Raw genomic sequence first — 21,525 nt, 5'->3', positions numbered from 1 at the left:
CGGTCCGGCGCAACGGAGCAAGGAGTCCGATATGAAACTCGCCTGGATCTTGTGGCTGGCCTCCGTGCTGCCGCCGCAACCCGCCGATTCGCTGTGTTTGAGCACCACCGTGTACCTGGAAGCCCGCGACCAGTCCATCCGCGGCCAGAAGGCCGTGGCCGAGGTCGCCCTGCGCCGCCGCGACAGCGGCCTGTGGGGGGATTCGGTCTGCGAGGTGGTCACCGCCCGCAAGCAGTTCGCGCCGACCCTGGTCTCGCCGGGCACGCGCCTGAGCAATACCGAAGCCTGGGCCGAGTCGGTGCAGATCGCCCTGGAAGCCGAGCGCAATTGGGCGCTGCCGGCCGGCCAGCGCAAGGAGATCGTGCCCGGCGCCAGCCACTTCGCCGCGCACGCCATCGCCAGCCCGAGCTGGCGCAACGCCTATCAAGTCGCGACCATCGGCGATCACACCTTCTATCAGGTGCAGAAGCTGAAGCCGCGCAAGTCTTGAGTTCGTTGTTGTAATCGCTGCGGTAGTTGGCAAGACCATTGAAAGGAACGAGCGCCTGGCGCTCGTTCCTTTTTTGTTGCGCATGCGTGCGGCTTGAGGCGGCTCGTAGCGGCAGCGCATCAAGCATTCGCACGCGGCCTGCACGCTGGCTAGGATTAGCCTGTACCCGTTCCCAGCGCAGGAGTCCGCCATGAAGCTCTACGCCAAACCCGGCGCGTGTTCGACCGCCGATCACATCGCCCTGCAATGGACCGGCCAGCCGTTCGAGCTGCAGGTGATGACGCGCGAGTCGATGAAGTCGCCGGAGTTCCTGCGCATCAATCCCGCTGCCGCGGTGCCGGCGGTGGAAGACGGCGATTTCGTGCTCACCCAGAACGCGGCGATCATGGGCTATATCGCCGACAGCTACCCCGCCGCGCAACTGGCCGGCGACGGCAGCCCGCGTCAGCGCGCCACCGCCGCGCGCTGGCTGGCTTTCGTGAATTCCGATCTGCACCCCGCGTTCCTGCCGCTGTTCGCGCCGGCGCGCTTCGCAGAAGACGCCAGCCATCATGCGGCGCTCAAGCAAGCCGCGCACAAACGTCTGCGCGCGCTGTACGAAGCGGCCGACAAGCAGCTCGAAGGCAAGCAGTGGCTCGCAGGCTTCCGCAGCTATGCCGACCCGTATCTGTACATCACGCTGCGCTGGGCTCAGGCGCAGCAGATCGACCTGTCGGGGCTGGAGAATCTGCATGCGTTCAAGCAGCGGATGGAGGCGGACGCGGGAGTGCGCGCGGCGTTGGAGGCGGAAGGATTGAGTTGAGGGAGCATCGCGGTGGGGTTGCGCGGGTATTGACTGTTTCGCATGCCCTCACCCCAACCCCTCTCCCGTAAACGGGAGAGGGGCTAAAGCAGCAAGCGGCGTCGGATGTATCCCCTCTCCCGCCTGCGGGAGAGGGCTAGGGTGAGGGGATGAGCGCAAAGCGCGAATGCTCTTGCTCGGGCACCGAACTCGCCACGCAAATAGAAGACCCGTAGGGCGGCGCACAGGACGTGCGCCGTTTTCCGCTCGGGCAGGAGGCCCGATCGGAAAATCCCCGCGCCCGCACCGCTCTCGCACGGGAGCTCTGGGGCAGCGTTTTTCTTTGGTTACTTTCTTTTGACGCTTATCAAAAGAAAGTGACCCGGCCGCTTGCGGACGGAAGCTGTTGCTGTTGCTTCGACCAACACACCCACACACCTTCGCGAGTTCGGAGCTGATCGCGGCTTACGCCGCTCCTACCCCAAGGCGCCAGCGCAGACCCCACGCAGACCGGGGCCTTGGTCGTAACTGTGGATTCGCGGTCGCAGCTTGCGCAGCTCCTACAGGGGCAATCGCGGTACTCGTCGTGGTTGCGGGTTCGCGGTCGCGGCTTACGCCGCCAATGCCCCGGAGCGCAAGCCTTAGAGCTGCGCGGCGGTGCGCAGGCGGCGATCCAGTTCGTCGGCCAAGGCCGCGTCGCGCGCCTTGACCACGGCCGCGCGCAACTCAGGCAACACCTGGACCAACTCGGCCAGCGTCGTGCAGCGTTCGATCTTCAATTGCAGAAAGTACCCGCGCAGACCCAGTTGCTCGCGCACCGCATCGGACATCAGCGCATACAGCACGCTGTAACGGCTGCCGGCGTCGCCATTGGCCCCAGGAGCGACCGCCGCAGCCTGCGGTGGCGGCGCGGCCGCCTGCGGCCCGATCCCGACCAGCCCCAGCGCCTGCAGTTGCTCCAGCGCATCGCCCGGCCCGTGCAGCGATGCCGCCATCGCCCGCAGCTGGGCCACATCGCGTTGGCCGTCCACCACCAGCAGCAGCGAGCGCAGCACCGGTGCCAGCCGGCGCGTGCGGCGATCGATCTCGTCGCGACCGGCCTGGGTCTTGCTGGGTATGTCGTGGTCGCGCATGGCCCCCTCCGGCACGCTCGCGCCGGCAGCGGCCGGCCGCAGCCCGACCCTACGCCGATCGGCCCGTGCGGGCTGCGATGCGGTTCGCGCTTCGGGGCTGAGGCCCGACTATGCCACCGCCCCGCCCCGCGAACGCCGCGCTTAGACCAAAGGATGAAGCCCGCACGCGCGCCGCCGCGCCCGCAGCCTGCCCCCAGAACGCAAAAGGCCGCGCAAGAGCGCGGCCTTTTGCGATCGAACCCGGCTCGGCTCAGCGCTGATCCAAGGCCACGTAAGCCCGATCTTCCGGCCCGGTGTAGTTGGCGCTGGGACGGATGATCTTGCCGTCCTCGCGCTGCTCGATCACGTGCGCGGCCCAACCGGTGGTGCGCGCGATCACGAACAGCGGGGTGAACATCGGCGTGGGGATGCCCATCATGTGATAGGCCGAAGCCGAGTACCAATCCAGGTTCGGGAACATCTTCTTCAGATCCCACATCAGCGTCTCGATGCGCTCGCTGACGTCGAACAGGGTCTGGTTGCCGCCGTCCTTGCACAGCGCGCGCGACAGCTCCTTGATGATGGGGTTGCGCGGGTCGCCGATGGTGTAGACCGGGTGGCCGAAGCCGATCACGATCTCCTTGCGCTCCACCCGGGCGCGGATGTCGGCCTCGGCCTCATCGGCGCTGTGGTAGCGCGAGATGATGTCCATGGCCACTTCGTTGGCGCCGCCGTGCTTGGGGCCGCGCAGCGCGCCGATCGCGCCGGTGATGCACGAATGCAGGTCCGAGCCGGTGCCGGCGATCACGCGCGCGGTGAAGGTGGAGGCGTTGAACTCGTGCTCGGCGTACAGGATCAGCGACTTGTCCAGCGAGTCGGCATGCAGCGGGCTGGGCGGCTCGCCGTGAAGCAGGTGCAGGAAGTGCGCGGCCACGCTGTCGTCGTCCGTCTCGCAGTCGATGCGGCGGCCGTTGCGGGTGAAGTGCCACCAGTACAGCAGCATGGAACCGAAACTGGCGATCAGACGGTCGGCGATGTCGCGCGCCTCGCTGGCCGGGTGGCCTTCGCGCTCGGGCAGCACCGTGCCCAGCACCGAGCAGCCGGTGCGCAGCACGTCCATCGGGTGGGCGTTGGCCGGCACCAGTTCCAGCGCGTCGGTGACGATGGCCGGCAGGCCGCGCAGGCGCTTGAGTTTGGTCTTGTAGGCCTTGAGCTGCGACACGGTCGGCAGCACGCCGTGGACCAGCAGGTGGGCGACTTCCTCGAAGGTCGACTTGGTCGCCAGGTCGTGGATGTCGTAGCCGCGGTAATGCAGGTCGTTGCCGCTGCGGCCGACGGTGCACAGGGCGGTGTTGCCGGCCGCGGTGCCGCTGAGGGCGACCGATTTCTTGGCCTTGGGCAGGACTTGTTCGCTCATCGTCGTTGCTTCCTCTTACTTGTTCTGGGCGAATAGCTCGTCGAGCTTGTCTTCGTAGGCGTGGTAGCCCAGGAAGTCGTACAGCTCGGCGCGGGTCTGCAGGGTGTCGACGATGCCCTTCTGGGTGCCCTCGCGGCGCACGGTCTCGTAGAAGTGCAGCGCCGCCTTGTTCATGGCGCGGTAGGCGCCGCAGCAATACAGGGCGATGTCCACGCCCGCCTCGCGCAGTTCGTCGGTGGTGAAGAACGGGGTGGAACCGAACTCGGTCAGGTTGGCCAGGATCGGCACCTTCACCGCGGCCTTGAAGCGGCGGTAGTCGTCCAGGGTCTTCATGGCCTCGGGGAAGATCATGTCGGCGCCGGCTTCGACATAGGCGACGGCGCGCTCCATGGCCGAGTCGATGCCCTCGACCGCGGCGGCGTCGGTGCGCGCCATGATCACGAATCGATCGTCGCTGCGCGCGTCGACCGCGGCCTTGACCCGGTCGACCATCTCGTCCTTGCTCACCACTTCCTTGCCCGGACGGTGGCCGCAGCGCTTCTGCCCGACCTGGTCTTCCATGTGCACGGCGGCCACGCCGATGCGCTCGAAGTTGCGGATGGTGCGGCCGATGTTGAACGCCCCGCCCCAGCCGGTGTCGATATCGACCAGCAGCGGCATGCCGGTGGCGTCGACGATGCGGCGCGCGTCGGTGAGCACGTCCTCCATGGTCGAGATGCCCAGGTCCGGCATGCCCAGCGAATTGGCGGCCACGCCGCCGCCGGACAGGTACAGCGCCTGGTAGCCGGTGCGCTTGGCCATCAGGCCGGCGTAGGCGGTGATCGCGCCCATCACCTGCAGCGGCGATTCGGCGGACAGGGCGGCGCGGAACTGCGCGCCGGCGGAAACGTGGCTCATGGGGACTCCGTTGTGATCGGCCCCGGCAACCCGGGGCGATCCGGCCATTTTACCCCAGCCGCCGTGGCGGCCCGGCTACGCCCCTTCGGCGGGCGCCGGCTCAGCCGATGGTCTGCACCACCCGGCCCTCGCCGTCCTTGATCTGGGTCTTGCGCACCTGCACCGACAGGGTGTCGAAGCTGCGCAGGGCATAGCGGCCCTCGCGCGCCTGCAGGGTCGCGACCAGGTCCTTGACCGTCTCGGGGCTCAAGGTCAGGCGCAGGGCGCCGTCCTCGGCCGCGGCGGCGTTGCGCCGGCCCGGGGCGAACACCACCCGCGTCTCCGGGCCGATCAGCTGCAGCGGCTTGTCGAACGGCAGGCGCAGCGGCAGCAGCGACAGCAGCTCGCCGATCTGGCGCGCGCCCAGCACCAGCTCGGTCAGCGGCGCGCGCAGCATGCGCGGGCGCTGCTCCCAGGACAGTTGGTCGATGAACAGGAAACCGGTGGTGGAACCCTCGCGCGCGGCGCCGGCGGCGATCTCGGCGGCGATCTCCGACTCCTGCATCAGCGAGACGCGTTCCAGGTCGGTCACGAACAGCGGCATGTGCGGTTCGAACACCTTCAGCGCCTGCACCGTCGACCAGCGCTTGGCCGCGTGCTCTTCTTCGTTGGTCAGGCCCACCACCTGCAGGAACTCCAGGCGGCCGTTGGGCGTGTCGGTGGGCGGCAATTCGGGATCGCGCACGAAGGCGACCGAACGGATGCGGGTGTCGGTGTCGGCGGCGATCGGGCCGTTGGCGTTGAGGTAGTGGCCATGGCTGAAGGCGTTGCGGCTGGTGAACACGTAACGCGCCAGATTCTGCAAAAACGCCAGGGCCCACATCGGCGGTTCGTCGGCGTCGCTGTCGTCGCGCAGGCGGAAGGTCAGTTCGAAGCCCCAGCCGCTGACCTCGGCGTCCTCGGACTCCTTGGCGTACAGCTCGGACAGGCCGTAGGTGACGTAGTGCCAGTGCGGCACCGGCTGCTCGCGCTTGTAGACGCTGATGCCGTCCAGGGGATCGGGGCCGCCCAACGAGTAGCGCAGCAGGGTGCCGTAATGGCGCGGCTCCTGCGTGCCGTACAGGGGCTGCAGCGCGCGGTCGATGGCCTCCCAGCCCGGTGCGCTGTCCTCGTCCTGGCTCATCGTGGGGGTTCCGTGGCGTGTGGGGACGCCCATCCTAAGCGAGCGAGGTTAAAAGCGGCGTCAAACGTGCGGACGCTCGCGCCAGGAATGCGCAAGTTGCGTGCCGGCGCGCCGAGGGTCAGGCGTCCGCGCCGCGTTGCAGCGCGCGCTGCACTTCGTCCAGGGCGCCGGGGTCGTCCAGGGTCGATAGATCGCCGGGGTCGCGGTCCTCGGCCAGCGCCTGCAGCAAGCGCCGCAGCAGCTTGCCCGAGCGGGTCTTGGGCAGCGCGCCGACCACGTAGACCCGCGCCGGCCGCGCCACCGCGCCCAGTTGTTCGACCACGCATTGGCGCATGCCGGCCGCGGCCGCCGCGGCGTCGGCCTGACCGCCGGCCTTGAGCGTGGCGAACACCACCGGCACCTGGCCCTTGAGCTCGTCGCGCACGCCGATCACCGCGGCCTCGGCCACGGCCGGATGCGCGGACACCGACTCCTCGATCTCGCGCGTGCCCAGGCGATGACCGGCGACGTTGATCACATCGTCGGTGCGGCCGAGGATGAAGGTGTAGCCGTCCTCGTCGCGCACCGCCCAGTCCAGCGAGCTGTACAGCAGTTCCTTGAAGTGACCGAAGTAGCTGGACAGGAAACGCGCGTCGTCGTTCCACACGGTGCTCAGGCAGCCCGGCGGCAGCGGCGGCACGATCACCAGCACGCCCTTCTGGTTCGGGCCCACGTCTTCGCCGCTGGCCTCATCGATCACGCGCAGGCGGTAGCCGGGCATGGGCAGGCCGGGCGAGCCGACGCGTACCGGTTTCATGTCCAGGCCCGGCATCAGCGCCAGCACCGGCCAGCCGGTTTCGGTCTGCCAGTAGTTGTCGATGATGGGCTTGCCGATACCGTCGGTGATCCAGTTCGCGGTGGGTTCGTCCAGCGGCTCGCCGGCCAGGAACAGCCATTGCAGTTGCGACAGATCGTGTTTCTTCAGCCAGGCCGCGTCCTGCTTCTTGAGCACGCGGATGCCGGTGGGCGAGGAGAACATGGTGCGCACGCCGTAGCGCTCGCAGATGCTCCACCACACGCCGGGGTCGGGGTTCGTCGGCAGACCTTCGTACAGCACCGAGGTGGCGCCGGCGATCAGTGGGCCGTAGACGTTGTAGGAATGCCCCACCGCCCAGCCCACGTCGGAGGTGGAGAACATGACCTGGCCGGCGCGGATGTCGTAGATGGCCCACATCGACAGGGCCAGCGCCACCGCGTAGCCGCCCACGTCGCGCTGCACGCCCTTGGGCTTGCCGGTAGTGCCGGAGGTGTAGAGCAGGTAGCTGGGTTCGTTGGACTCCAGCCATTCCACTTCGACCGTAGCGCCGGCGTGGCGCTCGCGCAGCGGCGCGTAGTCCACGTCGCGGCCGGGCACCCAGTCGTGGTCCGGATCCAGGCCGCGGTTCACCACCAGCACCCTGGGCGGCGGTGCGGCCGCCTCGGCGCAGGCCGCGTCCACCAGCGGTTTGTAGGGGATGACCTTGCCGCCGCGCATGCCGGCGTCGGCGCAGATCAGCAGTTTGGGTCTGGCGTCGTCGATGCGCAGGGCCAGGTTGTGCGCGGCGAAACCGCCGAACACCACCGAATGCACCGCACCGATGCGCGCACAGGCCAGCATCGCGAACACCGCCTCGGCCATGTTGGGCATGTAGATCACCACCCGGTCGCCGCGGCCCACGTCCAGCGACTTCAGCACCGCGGCGAAGGTGTTGACCTCGGCATGCAGCTGGCGATAGCTGAGTTCGCGGGTCTGCCCGGTTTCGCTGGAGATCGCGACCAAGGCCAATTGTTCGCCGCGCTCGTCCAGGTGGCGGTCCAGGGCGTTGAAGCACAGGTTGGTCTGTCCGCCCACGAACCAGCGCCGGAACGGCGGGCGGTCGTAGTCCAGGATGCGCTGCGGCGGCGTGCGCCAGTGGATCGCCGCGGCCTGCTCGGCCCAGAAGGCCTCGGGCTGCTCGATCGAACGGCGGTGGAAGTCCTCGTAGTTCATGCGGCGCTCCGCGCTCCGGGCTACCCGGGCAGGCTAGACCAGGCTGCGCCGGGGCGCGTTACGACCTTGGTAGGGGCGGTTGGGTGGGGCCCGAAAAGCGAATCCCCCTCAATCCCCCTCAACAAAGGGGGAAGACAAGCGGACCGCAGCGACTTGGGAGCGCTCGCGGATGTGCTCCCTCCTTTGTTGAGGAGGGTTGGGGAGAATTTGCCCTTGCCCCTGCCCCCTAACCCATTCCGGCTAGCCTTATGGTGCTATTGGCCGCCGCCGCCTCCCCGACCACCATCGTTCCCGGCGCCGCGGTCCGTTCCGGGCGCGCGCCGCCCAGCAGGAGCCTTCCGTGAGCGCAGTCAGCACCGACCCCGCCGCCGTCCCCAGCACCGCGCCGATGAGCGCGGGCCAGCGGCTGAAGTCGATCTTCTCCGGCTCGGTCGGCAACCTGGTCGAGTACTACGACTGGTACGTGTACAGCGCGTTCTCGCTGTATTTCGCCCACGTGTTCTTCCCCAAGGGCGACCGCATCTCGCAGGCGCTCAACGCCGGCGCGATCTTCGCCGTGGGCTTCCTGATGCGCCCGCTGGGCGGCTGGGTGTTCGGCCGCTACGCCGACCGCCACGGCCGCCGCGCCGCGCTGATGCGGTCGGTGCTGCTGATGTGCGCCGGCTCGCTGATCATCACCTTCACCCCCGGCTACGAGACCATCGGCGTGCTCGCGCCGGTGCTGCTGGTGGCGGCGCGGCTGATGCAGGGCCTGAGCGTGGGCGGCGAATACGGCAGCTCGGCCACTTATCTGAGCGAAATGGCCAGCCAGCGCCATCGCGGCTTCTGGTCCAGCTTCCTCTACGTCACCCTGATCCTGGGCCAGCTGCTGGCGCTGCTGGTGTTGATCGTGCTGCAGCAGTTCGTGCTCGACGAAGCACAGCTCAAGGACTGGGGCTGGCGCATCCCGTTCGCGATCGGCGCGCTGGCCGCGATCACCGCGCTGTACCTGCGCCGCAACATGCAGGAGACCGAGTCGTTCTCCAAGCTCAAGGCCGGGGCGCAGCCGCAGCACCGCGAGGGTTCGCTGCGCACCCTGATGCAGCACCCGCGCGCGGTGCTGACCGTGGTCGGCCTGACCATGGGCGGCACGCTGGCGTTCTACACCTACACCAACTACATGCTGAAGTTCCTGACCATCAGCACCGGCTTCGACAAGGAGACCGCGTCGTTGATCAACGCCGCGACCCTGTTCGTCTACATGCTGATGCAGCCGCTGGTGGGCGCGCTGTCCGACCGCATCGGCCGGCGCCCGATCCTGATCGCCTTCGGCGTGCTGGGCGCGGTGCTGACCGTGCCGGTGATGCACCTGATCCGCGACGCGCAAACGCCGATGCAGGCGTTCTGGCTGATCATGATCCTGCTCAGCGCGGTCAGCGGCTACACCGCGATCAACGCGGTGGTGAAGGCCGAACTGTTCCCGGTGCAGATCCGCGCCCTGGGCGTGGGCCTGCCCTATGCGCTGACCGTGGCCCTGTTCGGCGGCACCGCCGAGCCGGTGGCGCTGTGGTTCAAGAAGACCGGCATGGAAGACGGCTTCTTCTGGTACGTCAGCGTCTGCATCGCCTGTTCGCTGCTGGTGTACGCGCTGATGCGCGACACCCGCAAACATTCCGCCATCGACCGCGACTGAACGCCCTCCCCCACGTCGGCCTCACGTCCGCACCACGTCCACCGCCCAGGACCATCGCCATGAAAAAGTCGGGATCGCGTTTCTACCTGTGGGTGCTGGGCGCCATCGTCGCCGGCGGCGTGCTCGGCCACTACGCGCCCGAGTTCGCGGTCAAGCTCAAGCCGCTGGGCGACGGCTTCATCTCGCTGATCAAGATGCTGATCGCGCCGATCATCTTCCTGACCGTGGTGCTGGGCATCGCCGGCGTGTCGGACGTGAAAAAGGTCGGCCGCGTCGGGGTGAAGGCGATCATCTATTTCGAGGTGGTGTCCACCATCGCCCTGGTGATCGGCCTGCTGGTGGTCAACACGCTCAAACCGGGCTCGGGCTTCAACGTCGATCCGGCCACCCTGGACGCCAGCGCGGTGGCCAAGTACGCCAGCGCGGCCAAGGAACAGAGCACGGTCGACTTCCTGCTGCACATCATTCCCAAGACCTTCACCGACGCCTTCACCGGCAACGGCGACCTGCTGCAGGTGCTGCTGCTGGCGGTGCTGTTCGGCTTCGCCCTGCTGCACCTGGGCAAGACCGGCGAGAAGGTCATCGACTTCTTCGAGATCATGTCCAAGGTGTTCTTCGGCATGATGGGCATGATCATGAAGCTGGCGCCGATCGGCGCGGGCGCGGCCATGGCCTTCACCATCGGCAAGTACGGCGTGGATTCGCTGGGCCCGCTGGCGCGGCTGATGGGCAGCTTCTACCTGACCTGCGCGCTGTTCGTGCTGGTGGTGCTGGGCGCGATCGCCTGGGCCACCGGCTTCAACATCCTGCGCTTCATCCGCTACATCCGCGACGAGCTGCTGCTGGTGCTGGGCACCTCGTCGTCGGAGTCGGCGCTGGTGCCGCTGATGCGCAAGCTCGAGCGCCTGGGCTGCTCCAAGCCGGTGGTGGGCCTGGTGGTGCCCAGCGGCTATTCGTTCAACCTGGACGGCACCAACATCTACCTGACCATGGCGACCATCTTCGTCGCCCAGGCCCTGAATGTGGACCTGAGCCTGACCCAGGAACTGACCCTGCTGGCGGTGGCCATGCTCACCTCCAAGGGCGCCTCGGGCGTGACCGGTGCCGGCTTCATCACCCTGGCCGCGACCCTGACCGTGGTGCCCTCGGTACCGGTGGCGGGCCTGGCGCTGATCCTGGGCATCGACCGTTTCATGAGCGAGGCGCGCGCGCTGACCAACTTCGTCGGCAACGGCGTGGCCACCATCGTGGTCGCGCGCTGGGAGAACGAGCTGGACCGCGACAAGCTGCAGCACGAACTGCTGAATCCGCCCAGCGCCACCGATCTTGACGTCGACCTGCCCTCGGACCACCACGGTCCGCTGGCCGAACGCCAGACCTGAGGCCGGCGGCGCGCCCGCGCGCCGTTCCCCCGACACCACGCAACGACCCCTGGCCGGCGCCCTGCGCCCGGCACGGCGCCCTGCTGCCTGGACGGCGGCCCCCACCGGAGCACGACCATGCCGCGCTGCCCCCGCCCCGCCCTAGTCTTCGCCCTCGCCGGCCTGTGCGCCGCGCCCGCCGCCGCGCGCGCCGGCCTGGACGACTGGCCCACGCGCATCCTCTTCGCCGACGGCACCGAGTTGGCGGCCACCGGCAACTTCGCCTACGACAGCGTCGATTTCCGCGGCGACGGTTACGGCACCGCCGCCACCGACCTGTCCGCCGACGGCCATTTCCGCCGCCGCGAGTTCGGCGTCAATCTGAAGAAGAAGGACGTCTACGACTTCACCGCGGTGATGGACTTCGAATCCAAGCTCTGGCTGGACGTGGCCCTGCGCATGGAAACGCGCGCGCTGTTCGGCAGCGACTACGGCCGCGTGCGCATCGGCTACTTCAAGACGCCGGTGAGCATGGAGAGCGTGGCCGCGTCGCGCTCGACCGCGCTGATGGAGGCCTCGGCCGCGTCGCAGGCGATCTATCAGGGCCGCCGCACCGGCGTGGAATGGTCGCTGGAGCGCCCGCGTTACGCGCTCAGCACCGCCTATTTCTTCGGCCACGACCTGCAGGGCGACAACCCCGGCACCACCGCCGCCGCGCGCGCGGTGTGGACGCCGGTGAAGGATAAGGACCGGGTGATCCACCTTGGCCTGACCGGTTCGGTCGAGAACCCGCACGGTTTCCGCGACGGGCGCGGCACCTGGTTCGGGCCGTCGGCGCGCTTCCGCGCGCGGCCGATGAGCGGCCTGACCGCGGTGCGCCTGGTCGATTCCGGTGCGCTGAGCGACACCGATCGCATCGTCCGCAACGGCCTGGAGGCGCTGTGGCTGGAGGGCCCCTGGTCGGTGCAGGCGGAATATCTGCGCGCCACCGCCGAGCGCGAAGCCGGTCGCCCCGACTTCACCGCCGCCGGCTACTACGTCACCGGCAGCTGGGTGCTCACCGGCGAAAGCCGCAGCTACAACGGCAACAACCTGGGCAACGTCAAACCCGCGCACGACTACGGCGCGGTAGAAGTGCTGGCGCGCTACGGATCGCTGGACCTGGACGACGGCGGCATCGAAGGCGGCCGCCAGCGCGACTGGACCCTGGGCGCGAACTGGTACGTCGGCACCCACCTCAAGTTCCAGGCCAACTACGTGCACGTGAACGCCGACAAGGGCCTGCTGTCGGCCGACCCGGACGTGGTCGAAGTGCGCGCGCAGGTGCAGTTCTGAACGCCGCCGGCCGCAGGCGGCGCGACCGCGTCGGCAAGGGTTAGTCTCTAGGCTGGCCCGCCGCCCCTGCCGCCGCCCACGCCGTGATCCCGCACCGCCGCCAGCTCCGCCTTGCGCTATGGACCGCCCTGATTGCGGCCGGCGCACTGCTGTCGATGTGGGTGGCCGGCCGCATCGCCTATGAGCGCGCGTTGCAGCGCCAAGCCGGCGAGGCGCGCGCCCTGCTGACCCAGCGCGCGCAGGTGATCGAGCAGCACATCGACCGCTACCGGATCATGCCGGCGGTGCTGTCGCTGGACCCGCAGCTGCGCGCCACCCTGGCCGCGCCCGACGACGCCGCGCTGCGCCAGCGCGCCAACCAGCGCCTGGTGCAGCTGAACTTCGCCAACCGCACCAGCACCCTGACCCTGATCGACCGCCACGGCATGGGCATCGCCGCCAGCAACTGGGACCAGGCCAGCAGCAACGTCGGCCATTCCTACGCGTTCCGCCCCTACTTCAGGCGCGCGATGGACACCGGCACCGGCGAGTTCTACGCCATCGGCGTGACCACGCGCGTGCCCGGCTATTTCATCGCCCGCGCGATCCACGACGAGCGCGGCCGCGCGATCGGCGCGGTGGCGGTGAAGGTGGAACTGGAGGACATCCGTTCGGACTGGAGCGAGCGCGGCGACCTGGTGCTGCTCAGCGACGCCGCCGGCGTGGTGTTCCTGAGCGCGCAGCCGCAATGGCGCTACCGCATGCTGCGCGCGCTGAATCCGGCCGAGCGACGCGCGTTGCAGGACACCCGCCAATACCTGGGCCAAGGCCTGCGCACGGCCAGCCTCCGCGAGGAACGCGGCCTGGGCGGCGATGCGCGCGTGGTGCGCCTGCGCGAGCCGCGCCTGCGCGAACCCATGCTGTGGCAGTCGCTGCACCTGCCGCGCGAGAACTGGACCCTGCACCTGCTGCGCGACACCACGCCCAGCCTGCGCACCGCCTGGATCGCGCGCGCGGTGGCCGCCGGCGCCTGGCTGCTGCTGGTGGCCGTGGCGCTGCTGCTGATCCAGCGCAACCGCATCGCCGCGCTGCGCCTGCGCAGCCGGCAGGAACTGGAACGCATGGTCGAGCACCATGCCGAGGCGCTGCGCAACGCCCAGGACGGCCTGGTCCACGCCGCGCGCCAGGCCAGCATGGGCGAAGGCCAGAGCCTGGAGCATCTGCCGCAGGGCGTGAGCGTGGTCGACGCGCAACTGCGCCTGGTGGCCTGGAACCAGCGCTACGCCGAACTGTTCCGCTACCCGCCGGAACTGCTGCAGGCCGGCCGCCCGATCGAAGACCTGATCCGCTACAACGCGCGCCGCGGCCTGCTCGGCCCCGATCCGGAAGAAGCGATCCGGCGCCGTCTGGATCATCTGCTGCGCGGCCAGTCCTACCTGCACGAACGCGAGCGCCCCGACGGCACCGTGATCGAGATCCGCGGCAACCCGCTGCCCGACGGCGGCTTCGTCACCAGCTACGCCGACATCACCGCCTACAAGCAGGCCGCGCGCGACCTGCGCAGCCTGGCCGACAGCCTGGAACGCGGCATCGAGCAGCGCACCAGCGACCTGCAGACCGCCAAGGGCGAGGCCGAGCGCGCCAACCGCTCCAAGACCCGCTTCGTCGCCGCGGCCGTGCACGACCTGCTGCAGCCGCTCAACGCCGCGCGCATGTACCTGTCCTCGCTGCGCCGGCGCAGCCAGGGCGAGAGCGCCGAACTGGTCGCGCACATCGACGCCGCGCTGTCGGCGCAGGACGACATCCTGGCCAGCCTGCTCGACATCGCCCGGCTGGAATCGGGCGCGCTGCAGGTGCGGCGCAGCGCATTCCCGCTGGCGCGGCTGCTGGCCGCGATCGAGGGCCCGTTCCGCATCCTGGCGCAGGCGCGCGGGCTGGAGTTGCGCGTGGTCGCCAGCGCCGCGGTGATCGACAGCGACGAAGCGCTGCTGCGCCGCATCGTGCAGAACTTCGTTTCCAACGCGCTGCAGTTCACTCCGCGCGGCGGCCGCATCGTGCTCGGCGCGCGGCGCATCGCCGGTGGCGTGCGCCTGGAAGTGTGGGACAGCGGACGCGGCATTCCCGAGAGCAAGTTGGACGCGATCTTCGAGGAGTTCCAGCGCCTGGACAACGGCGCCGACGCGCCCGCGCGCGGCGCCGGCCTGGGTTTGGCGATCGTGCGCCGCGTTGCGCAACTGCTCGGCCACCGCGTGCAGGTGCGCTCCTGGCCGGGGCGCGGCAGCGTGTTCTCGGTGGACCTGCCCTACGGCGATCCAGCGGCGGTGGCGGCCGCCACGTCGAATGAGCCGCGCGACAGTTCGACCCTGCAAGGCCGCAAGGTCTGGGTAGTGGACGACGACGACGCCTCGCGCGACGCGGCCACGCGTTTGCTGAGCGACTGGGGCTGCGAGGTCACCGCCGCGCGCTCGGCCGCCGACGCCGAGATGCAGGCGCGCTACGCGGCCATGCCCGAACTGTTGCTGCTGGACCACCGCCTGGGCGACGACACCGGCATCGAACTGGCGCCGCGCCTGCAGCGCGCCTGGCAGGCGTTGCCGCCGACGATCCTGATGTCGGCCGACGCCGATCCGGGCTTGCGCGCACGCGCGGAGGAATTGGGCTGGAGTTTCCTGCCCAAGCCGGTGCGTCCGGCGGCATTGCGGGCGTTGATGATGCGCTTGCTGGGGTAGAAGCGAATCCCCCTCAACAAAGAGGGAAGACAATCAAAGGCGACGGTTGTGGCTCCCCCCTTTGTTGAGGGGGGCTCGGGGATTCGCTCTTAAGCGGCGCCCCTACCCACCCACCTCATCCTCCTCCCCCGCCACCCCAGCCGAATCCAGCGCCAGCGCCTTCACCAGCACCGCCGCCTGCGTGCGCGAATGGCAGCCCAGCTTGCGCAGCACCGCGGTGACGTGGATCTTCACCGTGTTCTCCGACAGCGACAGCTCGTAGGCGATCTGCTTGTTGAGCAGGCCGTCGGCCACGCGCATCAGCACGCGCAGTTGCTGCGGCGTCAGCTGCGCCAGGCGCTCGGCCAGGCGCGCGTCGTCCTCGCTGCGTTCGGCCTGCTGCGGCGGAAACCACAGGCCGCCGTCCAGCACCGCCTGCACCGCCTGCGCCAGCGACTCGGCCGGCGCCGACTTGGGCACGAAGCCGGCGGCGCCGAACTGCTGGGCGCGGCGGATGGTGCGCGCATGGTCGTCGGAGGACACGATCAGCACCGGCAGCTCCGGGCGCTCGCCGCGCAGGTAGACCAGCGAGGAAAACCCCATCGCCCCGGGCATGGTCAGGTCCAGCATCGCCAGGTCGTAAGGCGCGCCCTCGGCCACCGCCGCCTCCAGCGCGCTGCGGTTGGCGACCTCATCCACGCTCAGCCCCGGCGCGATCTCGCCCAGCGCATGGCGCAGGGCGGCGCGGAACATCGGATGGTCGTCGGCGATCAGGACGCGCAGGGGGACGCTCATCGGCTAAAGGCATTGGGACATGACGCCAGGATGCTACACGCTGGCGCGGCCGCACAAAAAAAGGGCGGCCAAGGCCGCCCTCCTTCTGCGCATCGCGCGGTCGATCAGCCCAGCAGGTGGGCCACGCCGGCGCGCTCTTCTTCCAGCTCGGCCAGGGTCTTGTCCATGGCCTTGCGGCTGAACTCGTCCACCTCCAGGCCTTCCACGCGGGTGTATTCGCCGTTGGCGGTGGTCACCGGCACGCCGTACATCACGCCCTCCGGAATGCCGTAGCTGCCGTCGGACGGCACGCCCATGGTCACCCACTTGCCGTTGCTGCCCAGCACCCAGTCGCGGATGTGGTCGATGGCGGCGTTGGCGGCCGAGGCGGCCGAGGACAGGCCGCGCGCTTCGATGATCGCCGCGCCGCGCTTGCCCACCTGCGGAATGAAGGTGTTGGCGTTCCAGTCGGCGTCGTCGATCTTGTCCTTCAGCGACACGCCGCCGGCCTTGGCGAAGCGGTAGTCCGGGTACATGGTCGGGCTGTGGTTGCCCCACACGATCAGCTGGTCGATGTCGCCCACGGCCACACCGGCCTTGGCGGCGAGCTGGCTCAGCGCGCGGTTGTGGTCCAGGCGCAGCATGGCGGTGAAGTTCTTGGCCGGCAGGTCCGGCGCCGACTTCATCGCGATGTAGGCGTTGGTGTTGGCCGGGTTGCCGACCACCAGCACCTTGACGTCGCGCGAAGCGACCTTGTTCAGCGCCGCGCCCTGAGCGGTGAAGATCTTGGCGTTCTCCAGCAGCAGGTCCTTGCGCTCCATGCCCGGGCCGCGCGGACGCGCGCCGACCAGCAGGGCGATGTCGGCGTCCTTGAACGCGACTTCGGCATCGTCGGTGCCGACGATGCCGGCCAGCAGCGGGAACGCGCAGTCTTCCAGCTCCATGATCACGCCCTTGAGCGCGGCCTGGGCCTTCTCCAGCGGCAGCTCCAGCAGCTGCAGGATCACGGGCTGGTCCTTGCCCAGCATTTCGCCGGAGGCGATGCGGAACAGCAGCGAGTAGCCGATCTGGCCGGCAGCGCCGGTGACGGCAACACGGACGGGATTCTTCATGGGGTGATTCCTTACGCTGGATGGAAGTGCGGGCGGGCCCGCGTCAGTAAATGGTGTAGCCCAAGGGCGTGAGCTTGTCCTTGAGCGCATCGGTGTTGTAACCGTGGATCACGTCCTGGCCGATCACGGTCACGGGCACGCCGTTGGAACGCAGCGCGCTGGCCGCGCGCGCGCCTTCGGGCGTGTCCACGTCGAGCACGCGGTAACGCACGTTGGCCTGCTCGAAATCCTTCCGCTGCTTGCGGCAGTAACCGCACCACTCCGCCGCCAGCATCACGATCTTGCTGTCGCCGGTGAGCTGGCGCGGGTCGTCGGGGTGCAGCTGGACCGGACCGGCGCCGAACCAGGCGGCCGCGCCGCTGGCCTTGAGCGCCTTGTAGCCGCCGACGCCGACGGCGAGCGCGCCGGCGATCCACAGGACGGTGATCACGCGCATGCGGTCGATTCCTTTCGTCTGGGCCGTGCCGGTCCGCGCCGAACTCAGACGAGTTCGGCGAAGAACTCCTGGAAGCGCTGCAGCCCCGGCGCCAGCTGCGGCGTCGGGCAGGTGTAGCTGATGCGCAGCGCGCGCGGCTCGCCGAAGGCCGAGCCCGGCACGCAGGCCACGCCCTTGGTCTCCAGCAGCGCGTTGCAGAAATCCATGTCGTTGCCGATCTTCAGGCCGCTGGGGCCATGGGTCTTGCCGTAGGCCACGCTGATGTCGGGGAACACGTAGAACGCGCCCTGCGGACGCGGGCAGATCACGCCCGGAATCGCGGCCATGGCGTCCATCACCTGGTCGCGCTTGGCCTGGAACTCGGCGCACTTCTGCGTCGGCACGTCCTGCGGGCCGGTGAGCGCGGCCACCGCGGCGGCGGTGACCATTTCCGGCACGTTGGTGATGTGGTTGGAATTCATCGTCGCCAGCGCCTGCGCCACCGACTCCGGACCGGCCATGAAGCCCACGCGCCAGCCGGGCATGCCGTAGGTCTTGGACAGCGAATCCAGGAAGATCACCCGGTCGCGCAGTTCCGGACGCGCGTGCACGAAGTTGTGATAGCCCAGGCCGTCGAACACCATGCGGTTGTAGATGTCGTCGGTGATGATCCAGGTGTCCGGATACTTCACCAGCACCGCGGCCAGCGCGTCGATCTCGTCCTTGCCGTAGACCATGCCGGTCGGGTTGGACGGATTGTTGAACAGGAACACCTTGGGCTTCTTCGCCAGCGCCGCGTCGAGCTGCGCCGGGGTGAGCTTGTAGTCCTGCTCGGCCGGGCACGGCAGCAGGTCGATCTTGGCGTTGACGATCTCGGCGATGTCGAGATAGCTGGTCCAGTACGGCGTGGGGAAGACGATGGTGTCGCCTTCGTCCAGCAGCGCCTCGGCCAGGTTGTAGATCACGTGCTTGGCGCCGATGCCGGTGGCCACGTTGACCCGGCCGTAGCCGGTCAGGCCGATCTTGGCCATGTGCTCGATGAAGGCGTCCAGCAGCGCGTCGGCGCCGCGGTTGCTGCCGTACTGGCCGCTGTCTTTCGCCAGCGCCTCGCGCACGGCGGCGTAGACGTGCTCGCCGGGCAGGAAGTTGGGAACGCCGATCGAGAAGCTGATGATGTCGCGGCCTTCGGACTTGAGCCGCTTGGCCTTTTCGGCGACCTGCATGATCGCGCTGGGCTTGGCGCGACCGATGCGCCGGGCAAGCTGGGGCATCGTGAAACCTCGTGGGGTGGTGTACGACGGATGCGGGGAGGTGTGCGAGCGAACGCGCTGCATACGGTGACCGAATGCATCCGGAACCACCGCAATCGAGCCCCAAAATGGTAGCACAGCGCGCTGCGGCGCCGGCCCCGCGCGCGCTGGGAAAGCCCGTTCCGGCAAGGCCGCGCAAGCCGCCTGGATACGCCGGCGCATCGCCCGCGCCGGACCGGTCCTGTGGGAGCGGCGCAGCGAGCGAGCCCGCCGAAACCGCGTCCGCGCCGCCCAAACGAAAACGCCGCGGCAGGGGCCGCGGCGTTTCGGGGGTGAAACCGTGCGCCTGGGCTCAGGCGGCCAGGATCTTGTTCCACTCGGCCACGCGGTCGGCCTTGGCGGCCAGCGCGGCGGCGGCGTCGCCCTCGATCTTCACCGACTTGATCTTGTCGCCCTGCTTGACCGCGTCGACCACGTCCAGGCCTTCCACGACCTTGCCGAACACGGTGTGCTTGCCGTCCAGCCAGGGGCAGGCGATGTGGGTGATGAAGAACTGGCTGCCGTTGGTGCCCGGGCCGGCATTGGCCATGGACAGCACGCCGCGCTCGTGGGCCAGGCCGTTGCGGGTCTCGTCCTCGAAGCGGTAGCCGGGGCCGCCGGTGCCGGTGCCCAGCGGGCAGCCGCCCTGGACCATGAAATCGGCGATGACGCGGTGGAAGTTCAGGCCGTCGTAGAAGCCGCGCTGGGCCAGGTTGACGAAGTTGGCGACGGTCAGCGGCGCCTTGTCGGCGGCGAGCTCGATGCGGATCGGGCCGCGGTCGGTGTCGAAGGTGGCGGTCAGGCTCATACGGCGGACTCCAGGTGGTGCGGGTCGGAAGGGGACAGCGTCGACGCCGAGATGGCGGCGGCGCGGACAATCCTCAAGGGTACCCGATCCCTCCCCCGCGCTCGGTGCGGCGTCCGGCCCAGGGCTACGCGCCCCCGCCGGACGGCGGTTGCTCTGACCGCGGATTCAGCTTTTGCCGGCCGGCGCGGCCGCCGGCGGCCGGGGCAGCGCCCGGGCATGAACGAAAAACCCCGGCCGCACAAGTATTTGCCGCAATCCCAAGGTATAATGTTCGGCTTCCTTCCAGCCCCTACGCTCTCGTCGAAGAGCGCACTCCGCATGTCCATCGAACGCCTGCGCAATATCGCCATCGTCGCCCACGTCGACCATGGCAAGACCACCCTCGTCGACCAGCTGCTGAAGCAGTCGGGCACCCTGAGCGAGCGCGCCGTGGTCCCGGACCGGGTGATGGACAGCAACGACCTGGAAAAGGAACGCGGCATCACGATCCTGTCCAAGAACACCGCGATCCGCTGGACCAACCCCAAGACCAACGAGGTCTGGCGCATCAACATCGTCGACACCCCGGGCCACGCCGACTTCGGCGGCGAGGTCGAGCGCGTGCTGTCGATGGTGGACTCGGTGCTGGTCCTGGTCGACGCGATGGACGGCCCGATGCCGCAGACCCGCTTCGTCACCCAGAAGGCCTTCGCGATGGGCTTCAAGCCGATCGTGGTGGTCAACAAGGTCGACCGCCCGGGCGCGCGCGCCAGCTGGGTGCTGGACCAGACCTTCGACCTGTTCGACCGCCTGGGCGCCACCGACGACCAGCTCGACTTCACCACCGTCTACGCCTCGGGCCTGCAGGGCTACGCCGGCATGGACGACAGCGTGCGCGACGGCGACATGACCCCGCTGTTCGAGGCCATCTGCGAGCACGTGCCGGCCCCGCCGGTGGACCCGGAAGGCCCGTTCCAGATGCGCGTGACCTCGCTGGACTACAACAACTACGTCGGCGTGATCGGCGTCGGCCGGATCCAGCGCGGCAAGGTCAAGACCAATCAGCAGGTCACCGTGATCAATGCCGCCGACGGCAAGACGCGCAGCGCCAAGGTGCTGCAGGTGCTGGGTTTCATGGGCCTAGAGCGCGTGGAAGTGGGCGAAGCGCAGGCCGGCGACATCATCGCGTTCTCGGGCATCGAAGGCATCGGCATCTCCGACACCCTGTGCGATCCGGCCGCGGTGGAACAGCTGCCGGTGCTCGCGGTCGACGAACCGACGATCTCGATGACCTTCCAGGTCAACGACTCGCCGTTCGCCGGCGTCAAGGACCGCAGCGGCGGCAAGTTCCTGACCTCGCGCCAGCTGCGCGACCGCCTGACCCGCGAGACCCAGCACAACGTGGCGCTCAAGGTCGAGGACACCCAGGACGCCGACAAGTTCAAGGTCTCCGGCCGCGGCGAGCTGCACCTGTCGATCCTGATCGAGAACATGCGCCGCGAAGGCTACGAGCTGGCCGTGTCGCGCCCGGAAGTCATCATCAAGGAAATCGACGGCGTCATGCAGGAGCCGTTCGAGTCGCTGGTGGTGGACATGGAAGAGCAGTTCCAGGGCGGCGTGATGGGCCGGCTGGGCGAGCGCAAGGCGTTGCTGCAGAACATGGAACCCGACGGCAAGGGCCGCGTGCGCCTGGATTACATGATCCCGGCGCGCGGCCTGATCGGCTTCCAGACCGAGTTCCGCACCCTGACCGCCGGCACCGGCCTGCTGTTCCACGTGTTCGACCACTACGGTCCCAAGGCCGAAGGCCAGATCGGCCAGCGCCAGAACGGCGTGCTGATCTCCAACGGCACCGGCCCCTCGCCGGCCTACGCGCAGGCGGCCATGCAGGAACGCGGCCGTCTGTTCATCGAGCCGGGCGAGGAGATCTACGAAGGCCAGATCGTCGGCATCAACAGCAAGGACAACGACCTCACCGTCAATGCCCTGCGCGGCAAGCAGCTGACCAACTTCCGCGCCGCCGGCAAGGACGACGACGAAGGCCTGATCCCGCCGATCAAGTTCTCGCTGGAGCAGGCGCTGGAGTTCATCGACGACGACGAACTGGTCGAGATCACCCCCAAGGCGATCCGTCTGCGCAAGAAGTTCCGCAGCGAGACCGACCGCAAGCGCGCTTCGCGCGCGGCCTGAGACGGCACAAGGCCGGCGCCGTAACGGACACGATCC

At 68.9% G+C, this 21,525-nt stretch carries 17 protein-coding genes; 7 read left to right on the top strand and 10 right to left on the bottom strand.

Going from position 1 to position 21,525, the window contains the following annotated elements; genetic code table 11:
• The first annotated feature begins 31 nt into the window (after positions 1–31).
• Positions 32–490 carry a cell wall hydrolase gene (locus tag DX914_RS00480; RefSeq protein ID WP_115857136.1) on the top strand — a complete coding sequence of 153 codons (459 nt, stop codon included), beginning with the start codon at positions 32–34 and terminating at the stop codon, positions 488–490.
• 190 nt (positions 491–680) lie between these two features.
• Positions 681–1,292 carry a glutathione binding-like protein gene (locus DX914_RS00475; protein WP_115857135.1) on the top strand — a complete coding sequence of 204 codons (612 nt, stop codon included), beginning with the start codon at positions 681–683 and terminating at the stop codon, positions 1,290–1,292.
• A gap of 620 nt (positions 1,293–1,912) precedes the next feature.
• Here DX914_RS00475 and DX914_RS00470 read toward each other — a convergent pair.
• The 5 genes from DX914_RS00470 to prpE form a co-directional block, all read right to left on the bottom strand.
• Complete coding sequence (locus DX914_RS00470) at positions 1,913–2,404, bottom strand: hypothetical protein (protein WP_115857134.1); 492 nt, start codon at positions 2,402–2,404, stop codon at positions 1,913–1,915.
• Positions 2,405–2,654: 250 nt separating this feature from the next.
• Positions 2,655–3,800: a bifunctional 2-methylcitrate synthase/citrate synthase gene (gene prpC, locus DX914_RS00465; protein WP_115857133.1), complete on the bottom strand. Its 1,146-nt coding sequence runs from the start codon at positions 3,798–3,800 to the stop codon at positions 2,655–2,657.
• Positions 3,801–3,815: 15 nt separating this feature from the next.
• Entirely contained in the window at positions 3,816–4,697 is an 882-nt protein-coding gene (gene prpB / locus DX914_RS00460; RefSeq protein ID WP_115857132.1) for a methylisocitrate lyase, read from the bottom strand.
• A gap of 100 nt (positions 4,698–4,797) precedes the next feature.
• Positions 4,798–5,859 carry a suppressor of fused domain protein gene (locus DX914_RS00455; protein WP_115857131.1) on the bottom strand — a complete coding sequence of 354 codons (1,062 nt, stop codon included), beginning with the start codon at positions 5,857–5,859 and terminating at the stop codon, positions 4,798–4,800.
• A 118-nt stretch (positions 5,860–5,977) separates the two neighbouring features.
• Complete coding sequence (gene prpE / locus DX914_RS00450; RefSeq protein WP_115857130.1) at positions 5,978–7,867, bottom strand: propionate--CoA ligase; 1,890 nt, start codon at positions 7,865–7,867, stop codon at positions 5,978–5,980.
• A gap of 340 nt (positions 7,868–8,207) precedes the next feature.
• Between prpE and DX914_RS00445 the strand changes: the two genes are divergently transcribed.
• From DX914_RS00445 to DX914_RS00430, 4 genes are all read left to right on the top strand, one after another.
• Positions 8,208–9,539, top strand: a complete 1,332-nt coding sequence (locus DX914_RS00445; protein ID WP_231118074.1) for an MFS transporter — start codon at positions 8,208–8,210, stop codon at positions 9,537–9,539.
• Between the two features lie 59 nt (positions 9,540–9,598).
• The gene (locus DX914_RS00440) at positions 9,599–10,921 is read left to right on the top strand and encodes a dicarboxylate/amino acid:cation symporter (RefSeq protein WP_115857129.1); all 1,323 of its coding nucleotides are present in this window, start codon (positions 9,599–9,601) and stop codon (positions 10,919–10,921) included.
• A 117-nt stretch (positions 10,922–11,038) separates the two neighbouring features.
• Positions 11,039–12,235 (top strand): OprO/OprP family phosphate-selective porin, encoded by a 1,197-nt coding sequence (locus tag DX914_RS00435; RefSeq protein WP_115857128.1) that lies wholly within the window; start codon positions 11,039–11,041, stop codon positions 12,233–12,235.
• Positions 12,236–12,318: 83 nt separating this feature from the next.
• Positions 12,319–14,943 carry a hybrid sensor histidine kinase/response regulator gene (locus tag DX914_RS00430; protein ID WP_196778789.1) on the top strand — a complete coding sequence of 875 codons (2,625 nt, stop codon included), beginning with the start codon at positions 12,319–12,321 and terminating at the stop codon, positions 14,941–14,943.
• Positions 14,944–15,045: 102 nt separating this feature from the next.
• Here the strand turns inward: DX914_RS00430 and DX914_RS00425 are convergent, their stop codons facing one another.
• The 5 genes from DX914_RS00425 to DX914_RS00405 all read right to left on the bottom strand — a co-directional run bounded on the left by DX914_RS00425 (position 15,046) and on the right by DX914_RS00405 (position 19,320).
• Positions 15,046–15,717 carry a LuxR C-terminal-related transcriptional regulator gene (locus tag DX914_RS00425; protein WP_115857126.1) on the bottom strand — a complete coding sequence of 224 codons (672 nt, stop codon included), beginning with the start codon at positions 15,715–15,717 and terminating at the stop codon, positions 15,046–15,048.
• Between the two features lie 104 nt (positions 15,718–15,821).
• Positions 15,822–16,808 (bottom strand): malate dehydrogenase, encoded by a 987-nt coding sequence (locus tag DX914_RS00420; protein ID WP_115857125.1) that lies wholly within the window; start codon positions 16,806–16,808, stop codon positions 15,822–15,824.
• A 43-nt stretch (positions 16,809–16,851) separates the two neighbouring features.
• The gene (locus DX914_RS00415) at positions 16,852–17,244 is read right to left on the bottom strand and encodes a glutaredoxin family protein (RefSeq protein WP_115857124.1); all 393 of its coding nucleotides are present in this window, start codon (positions 17,242–17,244) and stop codon (positions 16,852–16,854) included.
• Positions 17,245–17,288: 44 nt separating this feature from the next.
• Complete coding sequence (locus DX914_RS00410) at positions 17,289–18,494, bottom strand: pyridoxal phosphate-dependent aminotransferase (RefSeq protein WP_115857123.1); 1,206 nt, start codon at positions 18,492–18,494, stop codon at positions 17,289–17,291.
• A 331-nt stretch (positions 18,495–18,825) separates the two neighbouring features.
• Positions 18,826–19,320 carry a peptidylprolyl isomerase gene (locus tag DX914_RS00405; RefSeq protein ID WP_115857122.1) on the bottom strand — a complete coding sequence of 165 codons (495 nt, stop codon included), beginning with the start codon at positions 19,318–19,320 and terminating at the stop codon, positions 18,826–18,828.
• 318 nt (positions 19,321–19,638) lie between these two features.
• Here DX914_RS00405 and typA point away from each other — a divergent pair, with 318 nt between their 5' ends.
• Positions 19,639–21,489, top strand: a complete 1,851-nt coding sequence (typA, locus tag DX914_RS00400; protein WP_115857121.1) for a translational GTPase TypA — start codon at positions 19,639–19,641, stop codon at positions 21,487–21,489.
• Positions 21,490–21,525 lie beyond the last annotated feature (36 nt).

This window comes from Lysobacter silvisoli (assembly GCF_003382365.1).
Lineage (GTDB): Bacteria > Pseudomonadota > Gammaproteobacteria > Xanthomonadales > Xanthomonadaceae > Lysobacter > Lysobacter silvisoli.
The sequence above is the reverse complement of the archived record's forward strand: the minus strand, read 5'-3'. Positions and strand labels throughout refer to the sequence as shown.